Below are 14,449 nucleotides of genomic sequence, written 5' to 3'. Positions count from 1 at the left end.
CGTAGCGGCCCATTACAAGTAGGTTGAACAGGGTTCAATACAGCGTAATCTGCGGATGCTTCACTCCGCATACCAGCGCATAACGCGTTAACGTATCAAGGCTCGCTCGCGTGATGTTGGCTTCCATTCGTGACACCGTTGGCGCACTGACCCCCATCCGTTCCGCAACCTGTGCACGCGTCAGGCCTGCATGGCTTCGCCACTGCGCCAGCATCTCCTGCAGACGCGCTTTGCGCTCTTCTGCGTTAAATGCGGCCTGCACGTCTGCGTGGCTTAACAGCTCGGTTCTCAACTCATCCCAGTCGATTATTTTCTTGCTCATTCAACATCTCCTGTTGCCGTTTCAGTGCCAGACTTATCTCCGCAGACGGCGTTTTCTGCGTCTTCTTGATAAACACGCGCAAAAGAAAAAGGGTTCTCTCACGCTGGTAGACGTATATCCCACGGCTCTGGATAAGCCCGACGGTGCGTATTTCAAACAAGCCATGCGGCAATGGCTTGCTGTCAGGCTCACGCAAAACCGTCGGATTAGCGCGTAATTTATCAAGCTGGCGAATCAGTTTCGCCTGAACCACGGCGGGCAACGCGAGGATCTCTTCCCTCACGGCCTCATGGACGATGAGTCTGAACATCTTTATTCATCCCTGAAAATATTAACATATAAGGCAATTTGCATTAAAGGCTAATTTTGCCTTTCGTGATTTACCTTACCTGCATCATTCAGGAGATGCTGGACTCTCGCTTATTCCCTGAAAGCCCCTCGCAAAAAACTATTTTTCCCTGCTCCCGGCATGCCAGAGTTTTTCCGCATAGCGACCAATCACCGCCAGCGATGCCGCCAGAATCAGGAAGAACACGACCTTGTTCATCTCCTCCCAGAAATATTCGAAATAGCGGGTATAGAGATTGATGGCGAGGAAGGTCAGGCCAAAACCGCGCAGCATGCCGTCGTCGGTTTTCAGGCTGATGAAGATGCTCAGCACCGCCGCCACGGCGAAGAGCAGCGCCCACGGCAGCAACGATGCCTGCGTGACGCCGTACCAGTTGTCGATATCGTTGTTGCCAAAAATCGACAGGATCCACAGGGCGACAAACAGGTAGGTCAGCCCCATCGCCTTACTGGTGGTATAGAGGTGGCGGGGTTGCAGTACGCCGCGCAGGACATAGCACAGTGCCAGCAGCACGCCGCCGAAGACGATAAAGCGCACCGGGTAGCTCATGCCCAGCCAGTACGCTCCCCAGCCGGACATATAGCCCGTTTCGGCACCGAACCAGTTGCCGAGCGAAAGCAAAAAGAAGAGCCAGACCAGCCCCGAGCGCCCGAAATAGCCAACCAGGCCGTACACCGCACACCCGGCCAGGAACAACGGCGCAATGTGGCCGCTGCCGTTATCAAGACGTTCACCAAGCTGCCACAGGGCAATGGCGGTAAAGAACACCCCGAGGAACAGGATGGCTTCCGTGCTGTAGTGCCACGGGGTTTCTCGCCGCTGGCGGCTGAAGCCCCACAGGTAAAACAGCACGGCGGCAAGCAGAGGCAGGCCGATGCGGGCGATAAAGGAAGAAGAGAAAAATGCGATAATGCGCGCCATCAACTCACTGTCGGCAAACAGGCTGCCGATGGCGATGATCACGCAGGCGAGCGCGGTCCAGAAGGCGTAGCGGCTGAGCCGCTGCCAGTCCATCGTTACACGCCTCAGGGTTCCGGCCAGACGCTGATGTTCGTCGGGGGTTAATGCCCCATCCTGCTCCCACGCCGCGAGCGCCCGGCGTAAAACCCGCTCCTGCTTGCGCGTCACGTTCATTTTGCCTGCTCCGCCAGCCAGTCCATGACTCTCTCCCCTGCCTCGTCCACCGGGAGGTACACCAGCAGCCGCGAGCCGTTGCGCGGCGCTGAGTACCAGTACATCTGCTGTAAATGAAAATCCCCCAGCTCAGGATGGGTAAACAACTTGAGCTGGTTTTCCACACCGCGCACGTCGTTGCGCTGGTGCCACAGGGTTTGAAACTCATCTGAAACCGCAAAAAAGCGCGCCAGTTTGGCTTCCCACTGCGGATCGCCCCGGTGCTCGGCCATTGCCGCGCGGAAGTAGGAGACGAAGATCGGCAGCACGTCGTCGCGCTTGCCCAGCCTTGCGCGCCACGCCGGATGGGTGAGGAACAGGTAAATACAGTTGCGATCTTCCGGCGGGATGTCGTTGAAATCGACGCCCATCAAATGACCAAAGCTGTCGTTCCACGCCACGATATCAAAGTTTGGTTTCTGGATGCTGGCGGGCTTTGGCATCAGGGTATCAAGCAGGCGGCGCGTGCCTTCGCTGATCCCCTCGCAGCAGACCGCCTGCGGCGCTTCACCCGGCGGTAATCCGGCCAGCACGAAAAGATGGCGGGCTTCGGTCGGGGTGCATTGCAGCGCTTTAGCAACAGCTGCCATCACCGCGCTCGACGGATTGACGTCCCTGCCCTGCTCCAGCCAGGTGTACCAGGTTACGCCCACGTCTGCGAGCATCGCCACCTCTTCACGGCGCAAGCCCGGCGTGCGGCGACGCCCGCTGCGCGGCAAGCCGAGACGCTGCGGGTCGAGACTTTCGCGCCGTGCGCGTAAAAATGCCCCGAGCTGTTTTCGGGTGTCATCCTGAAGCGAGGTGACAGGTTCAGACATCAGCGCCATAAATCCCCCTGCATGGTAGTGCCAGTACCAGTATAAGCAAGAACTGGTACCCGTTTATCAGATAGACGATGCTACGTCTCTACGCCGTTTGACGCAATGGAGTTACCATGAACAGGTCAGTTATTTCACCAGGTCGTGCAGGCCTGATACTGCTGTTAACCGGGCAGATGCTGCCGCTTATCGATACCTCAATCACCAACGTCGCGCTGGACTCCATCACCCATTCGCTGCACGCCACCGCCACAGAACTGGAGCTGATTGTCGCGCTTTACGGCGTGGCCTTCGCTGTCTGCCTGGCGCTCGGCAGCAAGCTCGGGGATAACCACGGTCGCCGTCGTCTGTTTATGTGGGGCGTGGCGAGCTTTGGACTGGCCTCGCTGCTGTGCGGGATGGCGGGCAACATCGAACAACTGCTTGCCGCACGCATCGTTCAGGGTGCCGGGGCGGCGCTGATCGTGCCGCAAATTCTCGCCACGCTGCATGTGACGTTAAAAGGGCCGGCGCACGCCAAAGCCATTAGCCTGTTCGGCGGTATCGGCGGAATAGCCTTTATCGTCGGCCAGATGGGCGGCGGCTGGCTGGTATCGGCGGATATCGCCGGGCTGGGCTGGCGCAACGCTTTCTTCATCAACGTCCCCATTTGTCTGGTGGTGCTGGCATTGAGCCGCCGCTATGTGCCGGAAACCCGCCGCGAAACACCGTCGCGCATCGACTGGAGGGGCACCGCGCTGCTGGCGATGATCCTCTGCTGCCTGTTGTTCCCGATGGCGCTCGGTCCGCAGTGGCACTGGTCGTGGCCGCTGAAGGCTGCACTGATTGCCATTATCCCGCTGGCCTGGCTGATGGTGCTGAATGCGCGTAAAAAAGAGCGCGAAGATGCCCACCCGCTGATCCCGCCGCGCCTGATGCAGCTTGCGAGCATCCGCTTTGGCGTGCTGATCGCGATGCTCTTTTTCAGCGTCTGGTCCGGCTTTATGTTCTGTATGGCGCTGACCATGCAGACCGGTCTTGGCATGGCGCCGTGGCAGTCGGGGAACAGCTTCATCGCGCTGGGGGTGACCTATTTTGTCTCCGCGTGGTTTGCCCCGCGCCTGATTGCCCGTTATCGCACCAGCACCCTTCTGCTGAGCGGCCTGGCGATCCAGATCCTCGGCCTGCTGGCGCTGATCGCCACCTTCCGCCACTGGGGGATGAACAATACGGCCCTGACGCTGGCACCGGCGACCGGGCTGGTCGGTTACGGGCAGGCGTTAATTGTGAACAGCTTTTACCGTATCGGGATGCGCGATATCCAGCCGGACGACGCGGGCGCAGCAAGCGCCATTTTGAGTACGCTTCAACAGGCGGCGCTGGGGCTTGGCCCGGCGATTTTCGGCGCGATTTTGCTGCACGCGCTGCAAAGCCACCACGGGGATTACACGCAGGCGGTCAACGTCTTCCTGATGGTGGAAACGGCAATGATGATTGCCCTTGCACTGGCAACGGTGCGTATGCGCCATCGCCTGTGCCTGCCGGTGATCACGACCTGCCACGCGACGAAGTAATGCGCCAGAATTTGCATAATATATCCGCAGCCGCCATTATGGGGCTGCAACAATACAGGAGATGTTATGCAGGAATTAATTGCTCAGGTTGAAGAGTTAGGGATTGAAATTAATCACACCACATCGCTGGTGATTATCTTTGGTATTATTTTTCTGACTGCCCTTATCGTGCATTTTATATTGCACAAACTGGTGCTGCGCGCCTTTGAAAAGCGTGCGCAGGCCAGCAGCCATTTGTGGCTGCAAATCATTACCCAGAATAAGTTATTTCACCGTCTGGCCTTTACCATTCAGGGGATAATCGTCAACGTTCAGGCGGCGCTGTGGTTACAAAAAGGCAGTGAAGCGGCGGAAATACTCACCACCTGCGCGAAGCTGTGGGTGATGGTGTATGCCCTGCTGTCCTTCTTCTCGCTGCTGGACGTGATCTTTAATCTGTCGCAAAAAATGGCGACCGCGTCCCAGCTGCCACTGAAAGGCATTTTCCAGGGCGTTAAGCTGGTGAGCGCCATTCTGGTCGGGATTTTGATTATCTCCCTGCTGATCGGTCAGTCTCCCGCGATTCTGATTAGCGGCCTGGGTGCCATGGCCGCGGTCCTGATGCTGGTGTTTAAAGACCCGATCCTTGGCCTTGTGGCGGGCATTCAACTTTCAGCTAACGATATGCTCAAGCTCGGCGACTGGCTGGAGATGCCGAAATATGGCGCTAACGGCACGGTGACGGACATCGGCCTGACCACCGTGAAGGTGCGTAATTTCGATAACACCATCACCACCATTCCGACGTGGGCGCTGGTGTCCGACGCGTTCATCAACTGGAGCGGCATGTCAGCTTCGGGCGGCCGCCGCATTAAGCGCAGCCTGAATATTGATACCACCAGCATTCATTTCCTCGACGAGCAGGAGCAGCAGAAACTGATTCAGGCGAAGCTGCTGAAACCTTATCTGGCCGCGCGTCATGAGGAAATTAACCTGTGGAATCAGCAAAACGGCGAAGGGGAATCGGTATTAAACCTGCGCAAGATGACCAATATCGGCACCTTCCGCGCCTATCTGAATGAATATCTGCGCAATCACCCGCGCATCCGTAAAGATATGACATTGATGGTGCGCCAGCTCGCGCCGGACGCCAACGGTCTGCCCATAGAAATATATGCCTTCACCAATACGGTGGTCTGGGCGGAATATGAAGATATCCAGGCCGATATCTTCGACCATATTTTTGCCGTGGTGGATGAGTTTGGTCTGCGGATCCATCAGTCGCCAACCGGGAACGATATTCGCTCGCTGGCGGTTGTTTCAGCAAACTAATCAGGCGCTGGCGCGGGAAATAAAGCGCCAGTCCATCATCACTCTTTCCGTGGGCGCATCGGGGTTGTCGATCTTATTTAACAGCAGATCGACGGCCTTGCGCCCGATATCCCGCGACGGCTGTTCGATGGTGGTAAGCGAGATCATCTCCGCCAGCTCCGTACCGTCAAACCCCACCACTGCAATATCCTCCGGTACCCGCAGCCCTGCCTGCTGAATAGCGCGCAGCGCGCCTGCCGCCAGAGTATCGGAAACCGCGAATACCGCGTCCGGCGGATCCTCCTTCAACAGTTTTTGCATCGCCGCCATCCCGGCGCCGGAACTGAGATCGCTGGCGTATTCAACCGCCTGATAATCGAGATCGCGCAGGTGGATCACGCTCTTGTAGCCGCGCTCGCGCAGGCGGGCATATTTGTAGCTGAGGTCGTGGTTGATCAGCGCAATGCGCGTGCACCCGCTTTCGGCAAGCTGGCTGACGACGTGCTGAGAAGCATCGACGTCGTTAATGCCGACGCAGGACACCGCCCCGGCATCGGCGTATTCCGCGCACTGCACCCACGGCGCATTGCCGATAAGCGCGGAGAGTTCCGGCAGCTTCGAGAACGCATCCATGGTGATAATCCCGTCGACGATTTTCCCCGTCAGCAGGCTTAACCCCGAGCGGGAGCGTTCGATGTCCGAGCCGGAATTGCAGAGTAAAATGCGGTAGCCGTTCTTTTCGGCCTCTTCTTCGATGCCCTTGACCACCTCGGCACAGAACGGGTTGGCGATGTTCGAAACCATCACCAGAATCATATAGCTGCGGGCGGTGCGCAGCTGGCGCGCCAGCAGGTTCGGCTGGTAGTTGCTCTCCCGAATCGCCTGCAGGACGCGCTCGCGGTTTTTCGCTTTAACCGTGTCGCTGTTGTTCAGCACACGAGAAACCGTCGCCACGGACACCCCGGCCAGTTGAGCGATTTTCTGAATTGACATAGCGACGACACATCCTGCGGTTAGCGTTTTATGCAGGCTATCATAATTTCGCGGCCCGGCGAACCGGGCAGCGCGTCATCGTTCCACCCTCACCCAGCGCTGCTGCTGATGGCTTTTTACAATGGCATCAATGATGTACATGACGTCTGCGCCGTCGTGGAAGGTCGCAAACAGCGGCTGCGCGGGCATGATGCCCGCCTGCACGGCGCGGTAGAACTGCGCCATCATGTTTTTGAAGGCATCCGGCCAGCCCTCGATATGGCCGCCGGGGAAGTGGGCGCTGTCGGCCACGTCGCGGTTCATCAGACCGGGGTCGTCGGTGAGGATCTCGTTTGCCTGCGCGCGATGCCCCACCCACAGCCGCTGGGGCACCTCCTGATCCCACGCCACCGACATCTCGCTGCCGTTGATTTCCAGCATCAGGCGGTTTTTACGCCCGGCGCTGACCTGCGAGACGCTAAAACTGCCCTTGCTGCCGTCGTCGAAGCGGATCAGCACGGAGCCAAAATCTTCGGTGGTGACCGGTTTGTCCTCATACGCCGCGTGTGGATCGTGGCTGAAGGTCTGATTTCCCGCCACGCTGGCCTTGCGCGTCGGCCAGACGATAGAGAGATCGGCCATCACCTCGGTGATACGCCGCCCGGTCACAAACTGCACGGTATCACACCAGTGAGAGCCGATGTCCGCCACCGCGCGGGATGCGCCGCCGAGCGCGGCATCCACCCGCCAGTTGTAGTCGGTTTCCAGCAGCATCCAGTCCTGCAGGTAGCTGCCGTGTGCAGCAAATAGTCGCCCGAGGCTACCCGCGCGCATCATGCTCGCCGCCTGACGCACCATCGCAAACTGGCGATAGACAAAGCTTACGCCGTGTATCACACCCGCCTGCTCCGCCAGCGCCACCAGCTCGCGCGCCTCGTCCGGCGTCATACACAGCGGTTTTTCGGAAAACAGATGCTTACCTGCGCGTAAAATCTGGCGGTTAATCGCGGCGTGCAGGTGGTTTGGCGTGCAGTTGTGCACCACGTGCAGATCCGGGTGCGCAAGCAGATCCTCCACGCGGCCATAGGCGCAGGGGACGTTAAGCGCGCGCGCCTTTTCCTGCGCCTTCGCGAGCGAGCTGTCGCACAGCGCGACAACCTGCACCACACCGAGACGGCGCAGCGCCTCAATATGGGCCGGGCCGATAAAGCCGCTGCCGATAATACCGACGTTAATCATGGCTGCCTCCTGCGGCGAAATCATCAAACGCCCGCCCGGAAACCGGAATGATATGGCGGCGGATAAACTCGCTGCCTTCGCGGGCACCGGTATCGCCATCCTTCAGGCAGCACTCCCACTCCAGCACCGCCCAGCCATCGTAGTCGTACTGGGTCAGCTTGCTAAAGATACCCTTGAAGTCGATCTGCCCGTCGCCGAGCGAACGGAAACGCCCGGCGCGATCGATCCACGGCTGGTAGCCGCCGTATACGCCGCTGCGCCCGTTGGGGCGAAACTCCGCATCCTTGACGTGGAACGCTTTGATGCGCGCGTGGTAGATGTCGATAAAGGTCAGGTAATCCATCTGCTGCAACAGCATGTGGCTGGGATCGTAGAGAATGTTGCAGCGCGGATGGTTATCAAGCAGCGCCAGAAAACGCTCGAAGGTTACGCCATCGTGCAGGTCTTCCCCCGGATGCAGCTCAAAACAGACGTCCACGCCCTGTTCATCGAAGGCGTCGAGAATGGGCCGCCAGCGGTTTGCCAGTTCCTGAAACGCCGCCTGAAACCGCTGCGCGTTGTGCGGCGGCCACGGATAGAAAAACGGCCAGGCCAGCGAGCCGGAGAACGTCGCGTGCGCCTTTAACCCCAGCCTGGCGGAGGCCACCGCCGCCTGTCTGAGTTTCTCCGTTGCCCAGGCCTGGCGCGCCGCGTCGTTACCGCGCACGCTGCCCGGGGCGAAGTGGTCAAACGCATCGCTGTAAACGTCGCTCACCGCAACCAGCTGGCCTTCAAGATGAGTCGACAGCTCGCTTATCACCAGCCCGTGTTCCGCCAGCTTACCGGTAATGTCGTCGCAGTAGGCCTGGCTTTCTGCCGCGTTTTCCACGTCAAAAATGTGCGGATGGTTACAGGGAATTTGCAGGGCTTTGTAGCCCTTCCCTGCTGCCCAGCTTGCCAGCCTGTCCAGCGAGTTAAACGGCGCGTCCCCGCCGATAAACTGCGACAGAAAAATCCCGGGTCCTTTTATCGTCCTCATACCACCTCCTGATCCTTACGCCTTATCATCGTCATACCTGAACGTGAAAAGGAAAATGAGTGCAATCGCCGCGGCAGCCACCGCCGGGATCCACCAGAATGTAACCCACGCCTGCGGCACAGGCTGACCCACTACCAGACGGTTATACAGCGCGCCGGATATCTGCGAGCCGAGCAGCATCCCGATACCGTAGGTAAACATGACGATCATGCTCTGGGCCTGACCTTTAACCTTTTCGCCCGCCACGCGGTCGGTATAGATAAAGCCCACCACAAAGAAGAAATCGTAGCAGACGCCGTGGAGCAGAATGCCGAGGTAGAGCAGGATGCGCCCCTCTTCACTGACGCCCATCGCGAACATGGCGTAACGCACAAACCACGCCAGCATGCCGATGAGCAGCATATATTTCACGCCCAGACGGCGGAACAGCAGCGGGATCACCAGCATGAAGAAGATCTCGGACATCTGCCCGAAGGACATGGCGGTGCTGACGTCGGCAATGCCCGCATCTGCGAGATACGAGGCGGTGTAGGCGTAATAGGTACCGAGCGGTACGGAGATCAGCATCGCGCAGACGGAGAAGACCAGAAAGTGGCGCGTTTTGAGCAGCGCAAAGGCATCCGCGCAGAAAAGATCGCGCACTTTAACCGGCAGGCCTTTCGCTGGCGCGGGCGTGTGCGGCAGCGTCAGGCTGTAAAGCGCCAGCAGCACGGAGCTGGCCGCCGCCACCTGAAAGATGGTGACGCTTGAAGCCACGCCGGTCACGCCGATAAATATTCCCGCCACGATCCAGCCGATGGTGCCAAACACGCGCACCACCGGGAAGGTTTTATCGACGTTCGCCAGGCTGTGAAACGCGATGTTGTTGGTCAGCGCCAGCGTCGGCATGTAGCAGAGCGTATAGCCAAAGAGCAGGCCAATCAGCAATGCGCCGTTTTGTGCAATAAGCGCGCCGGGAACGAACCACAGGATCGCCGCGCCCGCCAGGTGCATCACCGCCATCACCTTCTGCGAGGCAAAGAAGCGATCCACCAGCATGCCAAGTACAAACGGCGAGAGAATGGAGGCGATTGGTCCGGCGGAAAACGCATCGCCAATCAGCAAAGACATGTTGTGCTGGGTCATTACCAGGCCGAGCGTGACCGACCAGCTACCCCAGATAAAAAACTGCAGAAACATCATCAGCGACAAACGCGGCACCAGCAGCCGGTGCTGCCCTATCGCCTGTCCACGACTTTCGGTTGTTGACACCATGATAAGCCTCACCCAGAGAAAGTAATCGATTACAAAACGGTTCAATTAAAAAGTAATCGATTACAAAATAAAGATCCTGGGGATCGAGACGGATTTGGGAGAGGGGTCACGATAAAGAAGACGCGTTTGCTGATTGGGTAATGACGTGTAGGCCCGGTAAGCACAGCGCCACCGGGCAAAGGCTTACGTGCGGTCTGGTGCCCTCGCCCCAACCCTCTCCCACAGGGAGAGGGTGAAAACCCTACCACGTATAGGCCCGGTAAGCGCAGCGCCACCGGGCAAGGGCTTACGTGCGGTCTGATGCCCTCACCCCAACCCTCTCCCACAGAGAGGGGGAGGCAAACCCCTACCACGTTTAGACCCGGTAAGCGCAGCGCCACCGGGCAAGGGGTTACGTGCGGTCTGGTGCCCTCACCCCAACCCTCTCCCACAGGGAGAGGGAGAAAACCCTACCACGTGTAGGCCCGGTAAGCGCAGCGCCACCGGGCAAGGGCTTACGTGTGGTCTGATGCCCTCACCCCAACCCTCGCCCACAGGGAGAGGGAGGCAACCCCCTACCACGTGTAGGCCCGGTAAGCGCAGCGCCACCGGGCAAGGGGTTACGTGTGGTCTGGTGCCCTCACCCCCCCTCTCCCACAGGGAGAGGGGCAACCCCCTACTACGTGTAGGCCCGGTAAGCGCAGCGCCACCGGGCAAAGGATTACGTGCGGTCTGATGCCCTCACCCCAACCCTCTCCCACAGGGAGAGGGAGAAATACGCATCACTTTTTACGTGACAGCTTGAACGCCACAAACAGGAAGACCACCCACACCGGCAGCAGCATGGCGGACAAACGCATGTCGTCGATGGTGCACATCAGCACGAGGATCATCGCCAGGAAGGCGATACAGATGTAGTTCCCCGCCGGGTAGAGCAGCGCCTTAAACTGTGTCTCGCGGCCCTTACGTCGCATTGCCGAACGAAAACGCAGGTGCGCCAGGCAGATCATGATCCAGTTCAGCAGCAGCGTGGCAACCACCAGCGCCATCAGCAGGCCGAACGCCTCTTTCGGCAGCAGGTAGTTGATCAGCACCACCAGCGAAGTGATTGCGCCGGAGAGCAGCAGCGAATTCACCGGCACGCCGCGACGGCTGACGCGAGTCAGGAACTTCGGTGCGTTACCCTGCACGGAGAGGCCAAACAGCATGCGGCTGTTGGAATACACGCCGCTGTTATAGACCGACAGGGATGCCACAAGGATCACGAAGTTCAGCGCAGACGCCACCACGTTACTGTTCAGATCGTGGAAAATCATCACGAACGGACTGCTGTCGGATTTCACTTCCACCCATGGATAGAGCGCCAGCAGCACCACCAGCGAGCCGATGTAAAACAGCAGGATACGGTACACCACCTGGTTGACCGCTTTCGGGATGCTTTTGTGCGGATCGCGCGCTTCGGCGGCGGTAATACCGATAAGCTCCAGACCGCCGAAGGAGAACATGATCACCGCCAGGGACAGGATCAGCCCCTTCCAGCCCGTCGCCAGGAAGCCGCCGTGCTGCCAGAGGTTGTCGATCGTGGCGCGCTCGCCGCCGTGACCGGAGAACAGCAGCCACAGGCCAAAGCCGATCATGCCGATAATCGCCAGCACTTTGATCAGCGCAAACCAGAACTCGGTTTCACCGTACAGGCGCACGTTAACCAGGTTAACCGCATTAATGATGATGAAGAAGGCGGCGGCCCAAATCCACGTCGGGACGTCCGGGAGCCAGTACTGCATATAGATGCCGGCGGCGGTCAGTTCAGCCATGCCTACCAGCACAAACATCACCCAGTAGTTCCAGCCGGAGAGGAACCCCGCGAACGGCCCCCAGTATTTGTAGGCAAAGTGGGCGAACGACCCTGAAACCGGCTCTTCGACAACCATCTCGCCGAGCTGGCGCATGATGAGGAAGGCGATGATCCCGGCGATGGCGTAGCCCAGCAATACCGCAGGACCTGCAATCTGAATGGCGGGACCGATGCCGAGGAACAGCCCGGTGCCGATCGCGCCGCCCAGGGCAATTAACTGAATATGTCGATTTTGCAAACCACGTTGCAGCGTCGGATGCTGATCCGACGAGGCTTCAGGGCTGTCGTTGCCTGAAGCGGATGACGCGTCTTTCACGTCCTACCCCTGTCTCTTTTTTAGAAGGGGCACGTTTTAACACTTCATGCTGGAGGTAGCAAGGGATTGGGGCATCCCTGCCCCGATAACGAGGTGGAACCTAGAACTCGTAGCCCACCGACACCTTAAAGGTGCGCGGCTCGCCCTGAGTGACGTAAGTGCCGGAATCGTCAACGCTGGTCCAGTAATTTTCATTGGTCACGTTGTCGATACCCGCACGAACGGTCATCTGGTTTTCATTGTGGTTAACGGCGAAGCGATAGCGCATGCCGAGATCCAGCGTGGTGTAACTGTCCAGCTTTTTGCTGTTAGCCAGGTCGGCGTACTGCGTGCCGGAGTGGTTCACGCGCGCGGTCGCGGTCAGGCCATCGATAGGCTTGATGTCGTATTCCGCGCCCAGTACGGCATAGAAGTTTGGAATGCCGATCGCATCGTTGCCCTGGTTGAGGCCGTTGTTGGTTTTGGTTAATTCCGCCTGCAGCCAGGTGGCGCTGGCGTTCAGGCGCATCCCCAGCATCGGCTCACCGAAGACGTTCAGCTCGACGCCGCGGTTGCGCTGCTCTGCATCCAGCCCGTAGCGTTTGGTTTCGCTGTCGAGGATCGCCGACGGCATTTTGATTTCGAACAACGCCAGGGAGCCGCCCACGCGGCCAAAGTCGGCCTTCACGCCCACTTCGTTCTGCTTAGAGTGCACGATACCGGTGCTCTGGCCGTAGTTAACGGCGGTGTTGGGCGCGGTTTCGCCCGGCTGCAGCGCTTCGGTGTGGTTGGCGTAAAGAGAGATCTCATCCCAGGGTTTGTAAACAACGCCGTAGGTGGGCATCCAGCGACTGCCGTCGAAACTGTCTGCCGCATTTTCCGCCCCGGTGATTTTGTTGTAGCCGCGAATAACCACTTTCTGATGACGCGCTCCGGCGGTGAACAGCAGTTTGTCGTCCAGCACGCCCAGCGTATCGCTCAGCAGCCAGCCCTGTGTGCGGGTGCGCCCGCTGGTCAACGGATCGCTGTATTTCCCGCCAGACCCGTTGAAGTTAGTGCTGTCCGGCGCGTCCACGCCGGTATTGTGATAGATGTTGGTGTACGGATTATCTGCCGCCGCCGACATTTTCCACGCGATTTTCTCGTTTTTGGTCATCGCGGAATACCCGACGTTGACCTTGTGCGACACGAAGCCGGTATCAAAGTTGCCGCGAATGCCCGCCATCCCGCTGACGGAATCGCTGATGCGATTGGTATCGAGCCGGCTGGCCGTGGCCGTGCCGCTCTTGTCCAGCAGCTTCGGCGCGCTGTAAAGACCTTCTTCATGCGCGTGCTGTGCGCCCAGGCCGGTGTAGGCCGTCCAGCTGTCGGTGATATCGTACTCGCTGCGCCACATGCCGAATTCGTTTTCGATATTGCTGTAGGCCCACTTCTGGGAGAAGTTACGGTCGTTTTTCGGCGGCTCCGGCACGAAATCCACCGCCGAGATGTTGACGCTGGTCGGGCTGCCGTGGAAGGTTTTCTTCTGATACCCCAGATCCAGCGAGGTGCGGAACTGGTCGCCTTTGTAATCCAGCCCGGTCGAGAGCAAGGTGGTGCGGCGGCGATCGTTGGCGACAGGCGTTTCCCCTTCACGGTGAACCAGGTTTACGCGTGCACCAAACTGATCGTTGTCGCCAAAGCGACGGCCTGCGTCCAGGGTTGTCCCAACCTGGGAATCCGAGGTGTAGTCCACGCCGACTTTGGCCTGCGGCGTGTCGCCCGCGTGTTTCGGCTCAAGGTTGATCATCCCCCCGACGCCGGAACTGGCGGCACCGTTCATCAGAGAGTTGGCCCCTTTGAAGATCTCAATCCGGTCAACCATCTGCGCGTCGACAACCTGGCGCGGCAGCACGCCGGAGAGGCCGCCAAAGGTCATGTCATCGCCGTCGAATTTCAGCCCGCGAATACGGAAACTCTCCGCGCTGTTGCCGTAACCCTGCACAAACTGCACGCCCGCATCATTAGCGACCACGTCGGCGATGGTTTTCGCCTGCTGGTCTTCCACCAGCTTCGAGGTGTAGCTGATGATGTTGAACGGTACGTCCATGGCGTTCTGCTGGCCGAGCATCCCCATGCGTCCACCGTTGGCAACCTGTCCGTCAAGGAAGGCGGGCACCAGTTGGTCGCCGCCGGGCTTAAAATCGCTGGCGGTGGATGACTGGACGACGATGGTGTCCTCTTTTTTGGTATCCGCCGCCAGGGCGGAATGTGTAGCCGCGCCGATAGCGAGCGCCAGCAGCGTTTTATGCATTGTGGTGTTGTTCATAAATAACTCATCAAAAGTGCGCGC

General features: G+C 59.0%; 12 protein-coding genes. 2 read left to right on the top strand and 10 right to left on the bottom strand.

Translation table 11 applies throughout. From position 1 onward, the window contains the following. Positions 1 to 34: 34 nt before the first annotated feature. The 4 genes from ACWKX3_RS11950 to ACWKX3_RS11935 all read right to left on the bottom strand — a co-directional run bounded on the left by ACWKX3_RS11950 (position 35) and on the right by ACWKX3_RS11935 (position 2,671). Positions 35 to 322 carry a helix-turn-helix domain-containing protein gene (locus ACWKX3_RS11950; RefSeq protein WP_006177018.1) on the bottom strand — a complete coding sequence of 96 codons (288 nt, stop codon included), beginning with the start codon at positions 320 to 322 and terminating at the stop codon, positions 35 to 37. Continuing rightward, positions 294 to 632, bottom strand: coding sequence for a type II toxin-antitoxin system RelE/ParE family toxin (locus tag ACWKX3_RS11945; protein WP_220711169.1), 339 nt, complete (start codon positions 630 to 632; stop codon positions 294 to 296). The genes ACWKX3_RS11950 and ACWKX3_RS11945 overlap by 29 nt, the downstream gene beginning before the upstream one ends. A gap of 138 nt (positions 633 to 770) precedes the next feature. Then, positions 771 to 1,805, bottom strand: a complete 1,035-nt coding sequence (locus tag ACWKX3_RS11940; protein WP_220711168.1) for a YfhO family protein — start codon at positions 1,803 to 1,805, stop codon at positions 771 to 773. Next, a complete protein-coding gene (locus tag ACWKX3_RS11935; RefSeq protein ID WP_006177015.1) occupies positions 1,802 to 2,671 on the bottom strand; it encodes a helix-turn-helix transcriptional regulator in 870 nt (289 codons plus the stop codon). Before ACWKX3_RS11935 ends, ACWKX3_RS11940 begins: the two co-directional genes overlap by 4 nt. Positions 2,672 to 2,778: 107 nt before the next feature. Here ACWKX3_RS11935 and ACWKX3_RS11930 point away from each other — a divergent pair, with 107 nt between their 5' ends. Together ACWKX3_RS11930 and ACWKX3_RS11925 are read left to right on the top strand one after the other, a co-directional pair. Continuing rightward, positions 2,779 to 4,215, top strand: a complete 1,437-nt coding sequence (locus ACWKX3_RS11930) for an MFS transporter (protein WP_220711167.1) — start codon at positions 2,779 to 2,781, stop codon at positions 4,213 to 4,215. A gap of 66 nt (positions 4,216 to 4,281) precedes the next feature. Further along, positions 4,282 to 5,526, top strand: a complete 1,245-nt coding sequence (locus tag ACWKX3_RS11925) for a mechanosensitive ion channel family protein (RefSeq protein WP_006177013.1) — start codon at positions 4,282 to 4,284, stop codon at positions 5,524 to 5,526. On the opposite strand, the gene ACWKX3_RS11920 is transcribed toward ACWKX3_RS11925, so the two are convergent. From ACWKX3_RS11920 to ACWKX3_RS11895, 6 genes are all read right to left on the bottom strand, one after another. Further along, complete coding sequence (locus ACWKX3_RS11920; RefSeq protein WP_220711166.1) at positions 5,527 to 6,498, bottom strand: LacI family DNA-binding transcriptional regulator; 972 nt, start codon at positions 6,496 to 6,498, stop codon at positions 5,527 to 5,529. A gap of 75 nt (positions 6,499 to 6,573) precedes the next feature. Further along, entirely contained in the window at positions 6,574 to 7,716 is a 1,143-nt protein-coding gene (locus tag ACWKX3_RS11915; protein ID WP_220711165.1) for a Gfo/Idh/MocA family protein, read from the bottom strand. Beyond that, a complete protein-coding gene (locus tag ACWKX3_RS11910) occupies positions 7,709 to 8,734 on the bottom strand; it encodes a sugar phosphate isomerase/epimerase family protein (RefSeq protein ID WP_454541856.1) in 1,026 nt (341 codons plus the stop codon). Before ACWKX3_RS11910 ends, ACWKX3_RS11915 begins: the two co-directional genes overlap by 8 nt. Positions 8,735 to 8,749: 15 nt before the next feature. Beyond that, a complete protein-coding gene (locus ACWKX3_RS11905; protein WP_153688817.1) occupies positions 8,750 to 9,988 on the bottom strand; it encodes an MFS transporter in 1,239 nt (412 codons plus the stop codon). A gap of 761 nt (positions 9,989 to 10,749) precedes the next feature. Further along, positions 10,750 to 12,138: a phenylalanine transporter gene (pheP, locus tag ACWKX3_RS11900; RefSeq protein WP_006177004.1), complete on the bottom strand. Its 1,389-nt coding sequence runs from the start codon at positions 12,136 to 12,138 to the stop codon at positions 10,750 to 10,752. Positions 12,139 to 12,238: 100 nt separating this feature from the next. Further along, complete coding sequence (locus ACWKX3_RS11895; RefSeq protein WP_220711164.1) at positions 12,239 to 14,425, bottom strand: TonB-dependent receptor; 2,187 nt, start codon at positions 14,423 to 14,425, stop codon at positions 12,239 to 12,241. Between the last annotated feature and the right edge of the window lie 24 nt (positions 14,426 to 14,449).

It is taken from the genome of Enterobacter sp. UPMP2052 (genome assembly GCF_053709675.1).
Note: the sequence above shows the minus strand (reverse complement) of the source record. Positions and strands in the feature narration are given on the sequence as shown.

Excerpts from the sequence above, each read along its gene's own strand:
- ACWKX3_RS11935 (WP_006177015.1), bottom strand. The coding sequence starts at position 2,671 with ATGGCGCTGATGTCTGAACCTGTCACCTCGCTTCAGGATGACACCCGA.
- ACWKX3_RS11895 (WP_220711164.1), bottom strand. The coding sequence starts at position 14,425 with ATGAACAACACCACAATGCATAAAACGCTGCTGGCGCTCGCTATCGGC.
- ACWKX3_RS11905 (WP_153688817.1), bottom strand. The coding sequence starts at position 9,988 with ATGGTGTCAACAACCGAAAGTCGTGGACAGGCGATAGGGCAGCACCGG.
- ACWKX3_RS11940 (WP_220711168.1), bottom strand. The coding sequence starts at position 1,805 with ATGAACGTGACGCGCAAGCAGGAGCGGGTTTTACGCCGGGCGCTCGCG.
- ACWKX3_RS11910 (WP_454541856.1), bottom strand. The coding sequence starts at position 8,734 with ATGAGGACGATAAAAGGACCCGGGATTTTTCTGTCGCAGTTTATCGGC.
- ACWKX3_RS11920 (WP_220711166.1), bottom strand. The coding sequence starts at position 6,498 with ATGTCAATTCAGAAAATCGCTCAACTGGCCGGGGTGTCCGTGGCGACG.
- ACWKX3_RS11915 (WP_220711165.1), bottom strand. The coding sequence starts at position 7,716 with ATGATTAACGTCGGTATTATCGGCAGCGGCTTTATCGGCCCGGCCCAT.
- ACWKX3_RS11945 (WP_220711169.1), bottom strand. The coding sequence starts at position 632 with ATGTTCAGACTCATCGTCCATGAGGCCGTGAGGGAAGAGATCCTCGCG.
- ACWKX3_RS11930 (WP_220711167.1), top strand. The coding sequence starts at position 2,779 with ATGAACAGGTCAGTTATTTCACCAGGTCGTGCAGGCCTGATACTGCTG.
- ACWKX3_RS11950 (WP_006177018.1), bottom strand. The coding sequence starts at position 322 with ATGAGCAAGAAAATAATCGACTGGGATGAGTTGAGAACCGAGCTGTTA.
- ACWKX3_RS11925 (WP_006177013.1), top strand. The coding sequence starts at position 4,282 with ATGCAGGAATTAATTGCTCAGGTTGAAGAGTTAGGGATTGAAATTAAT.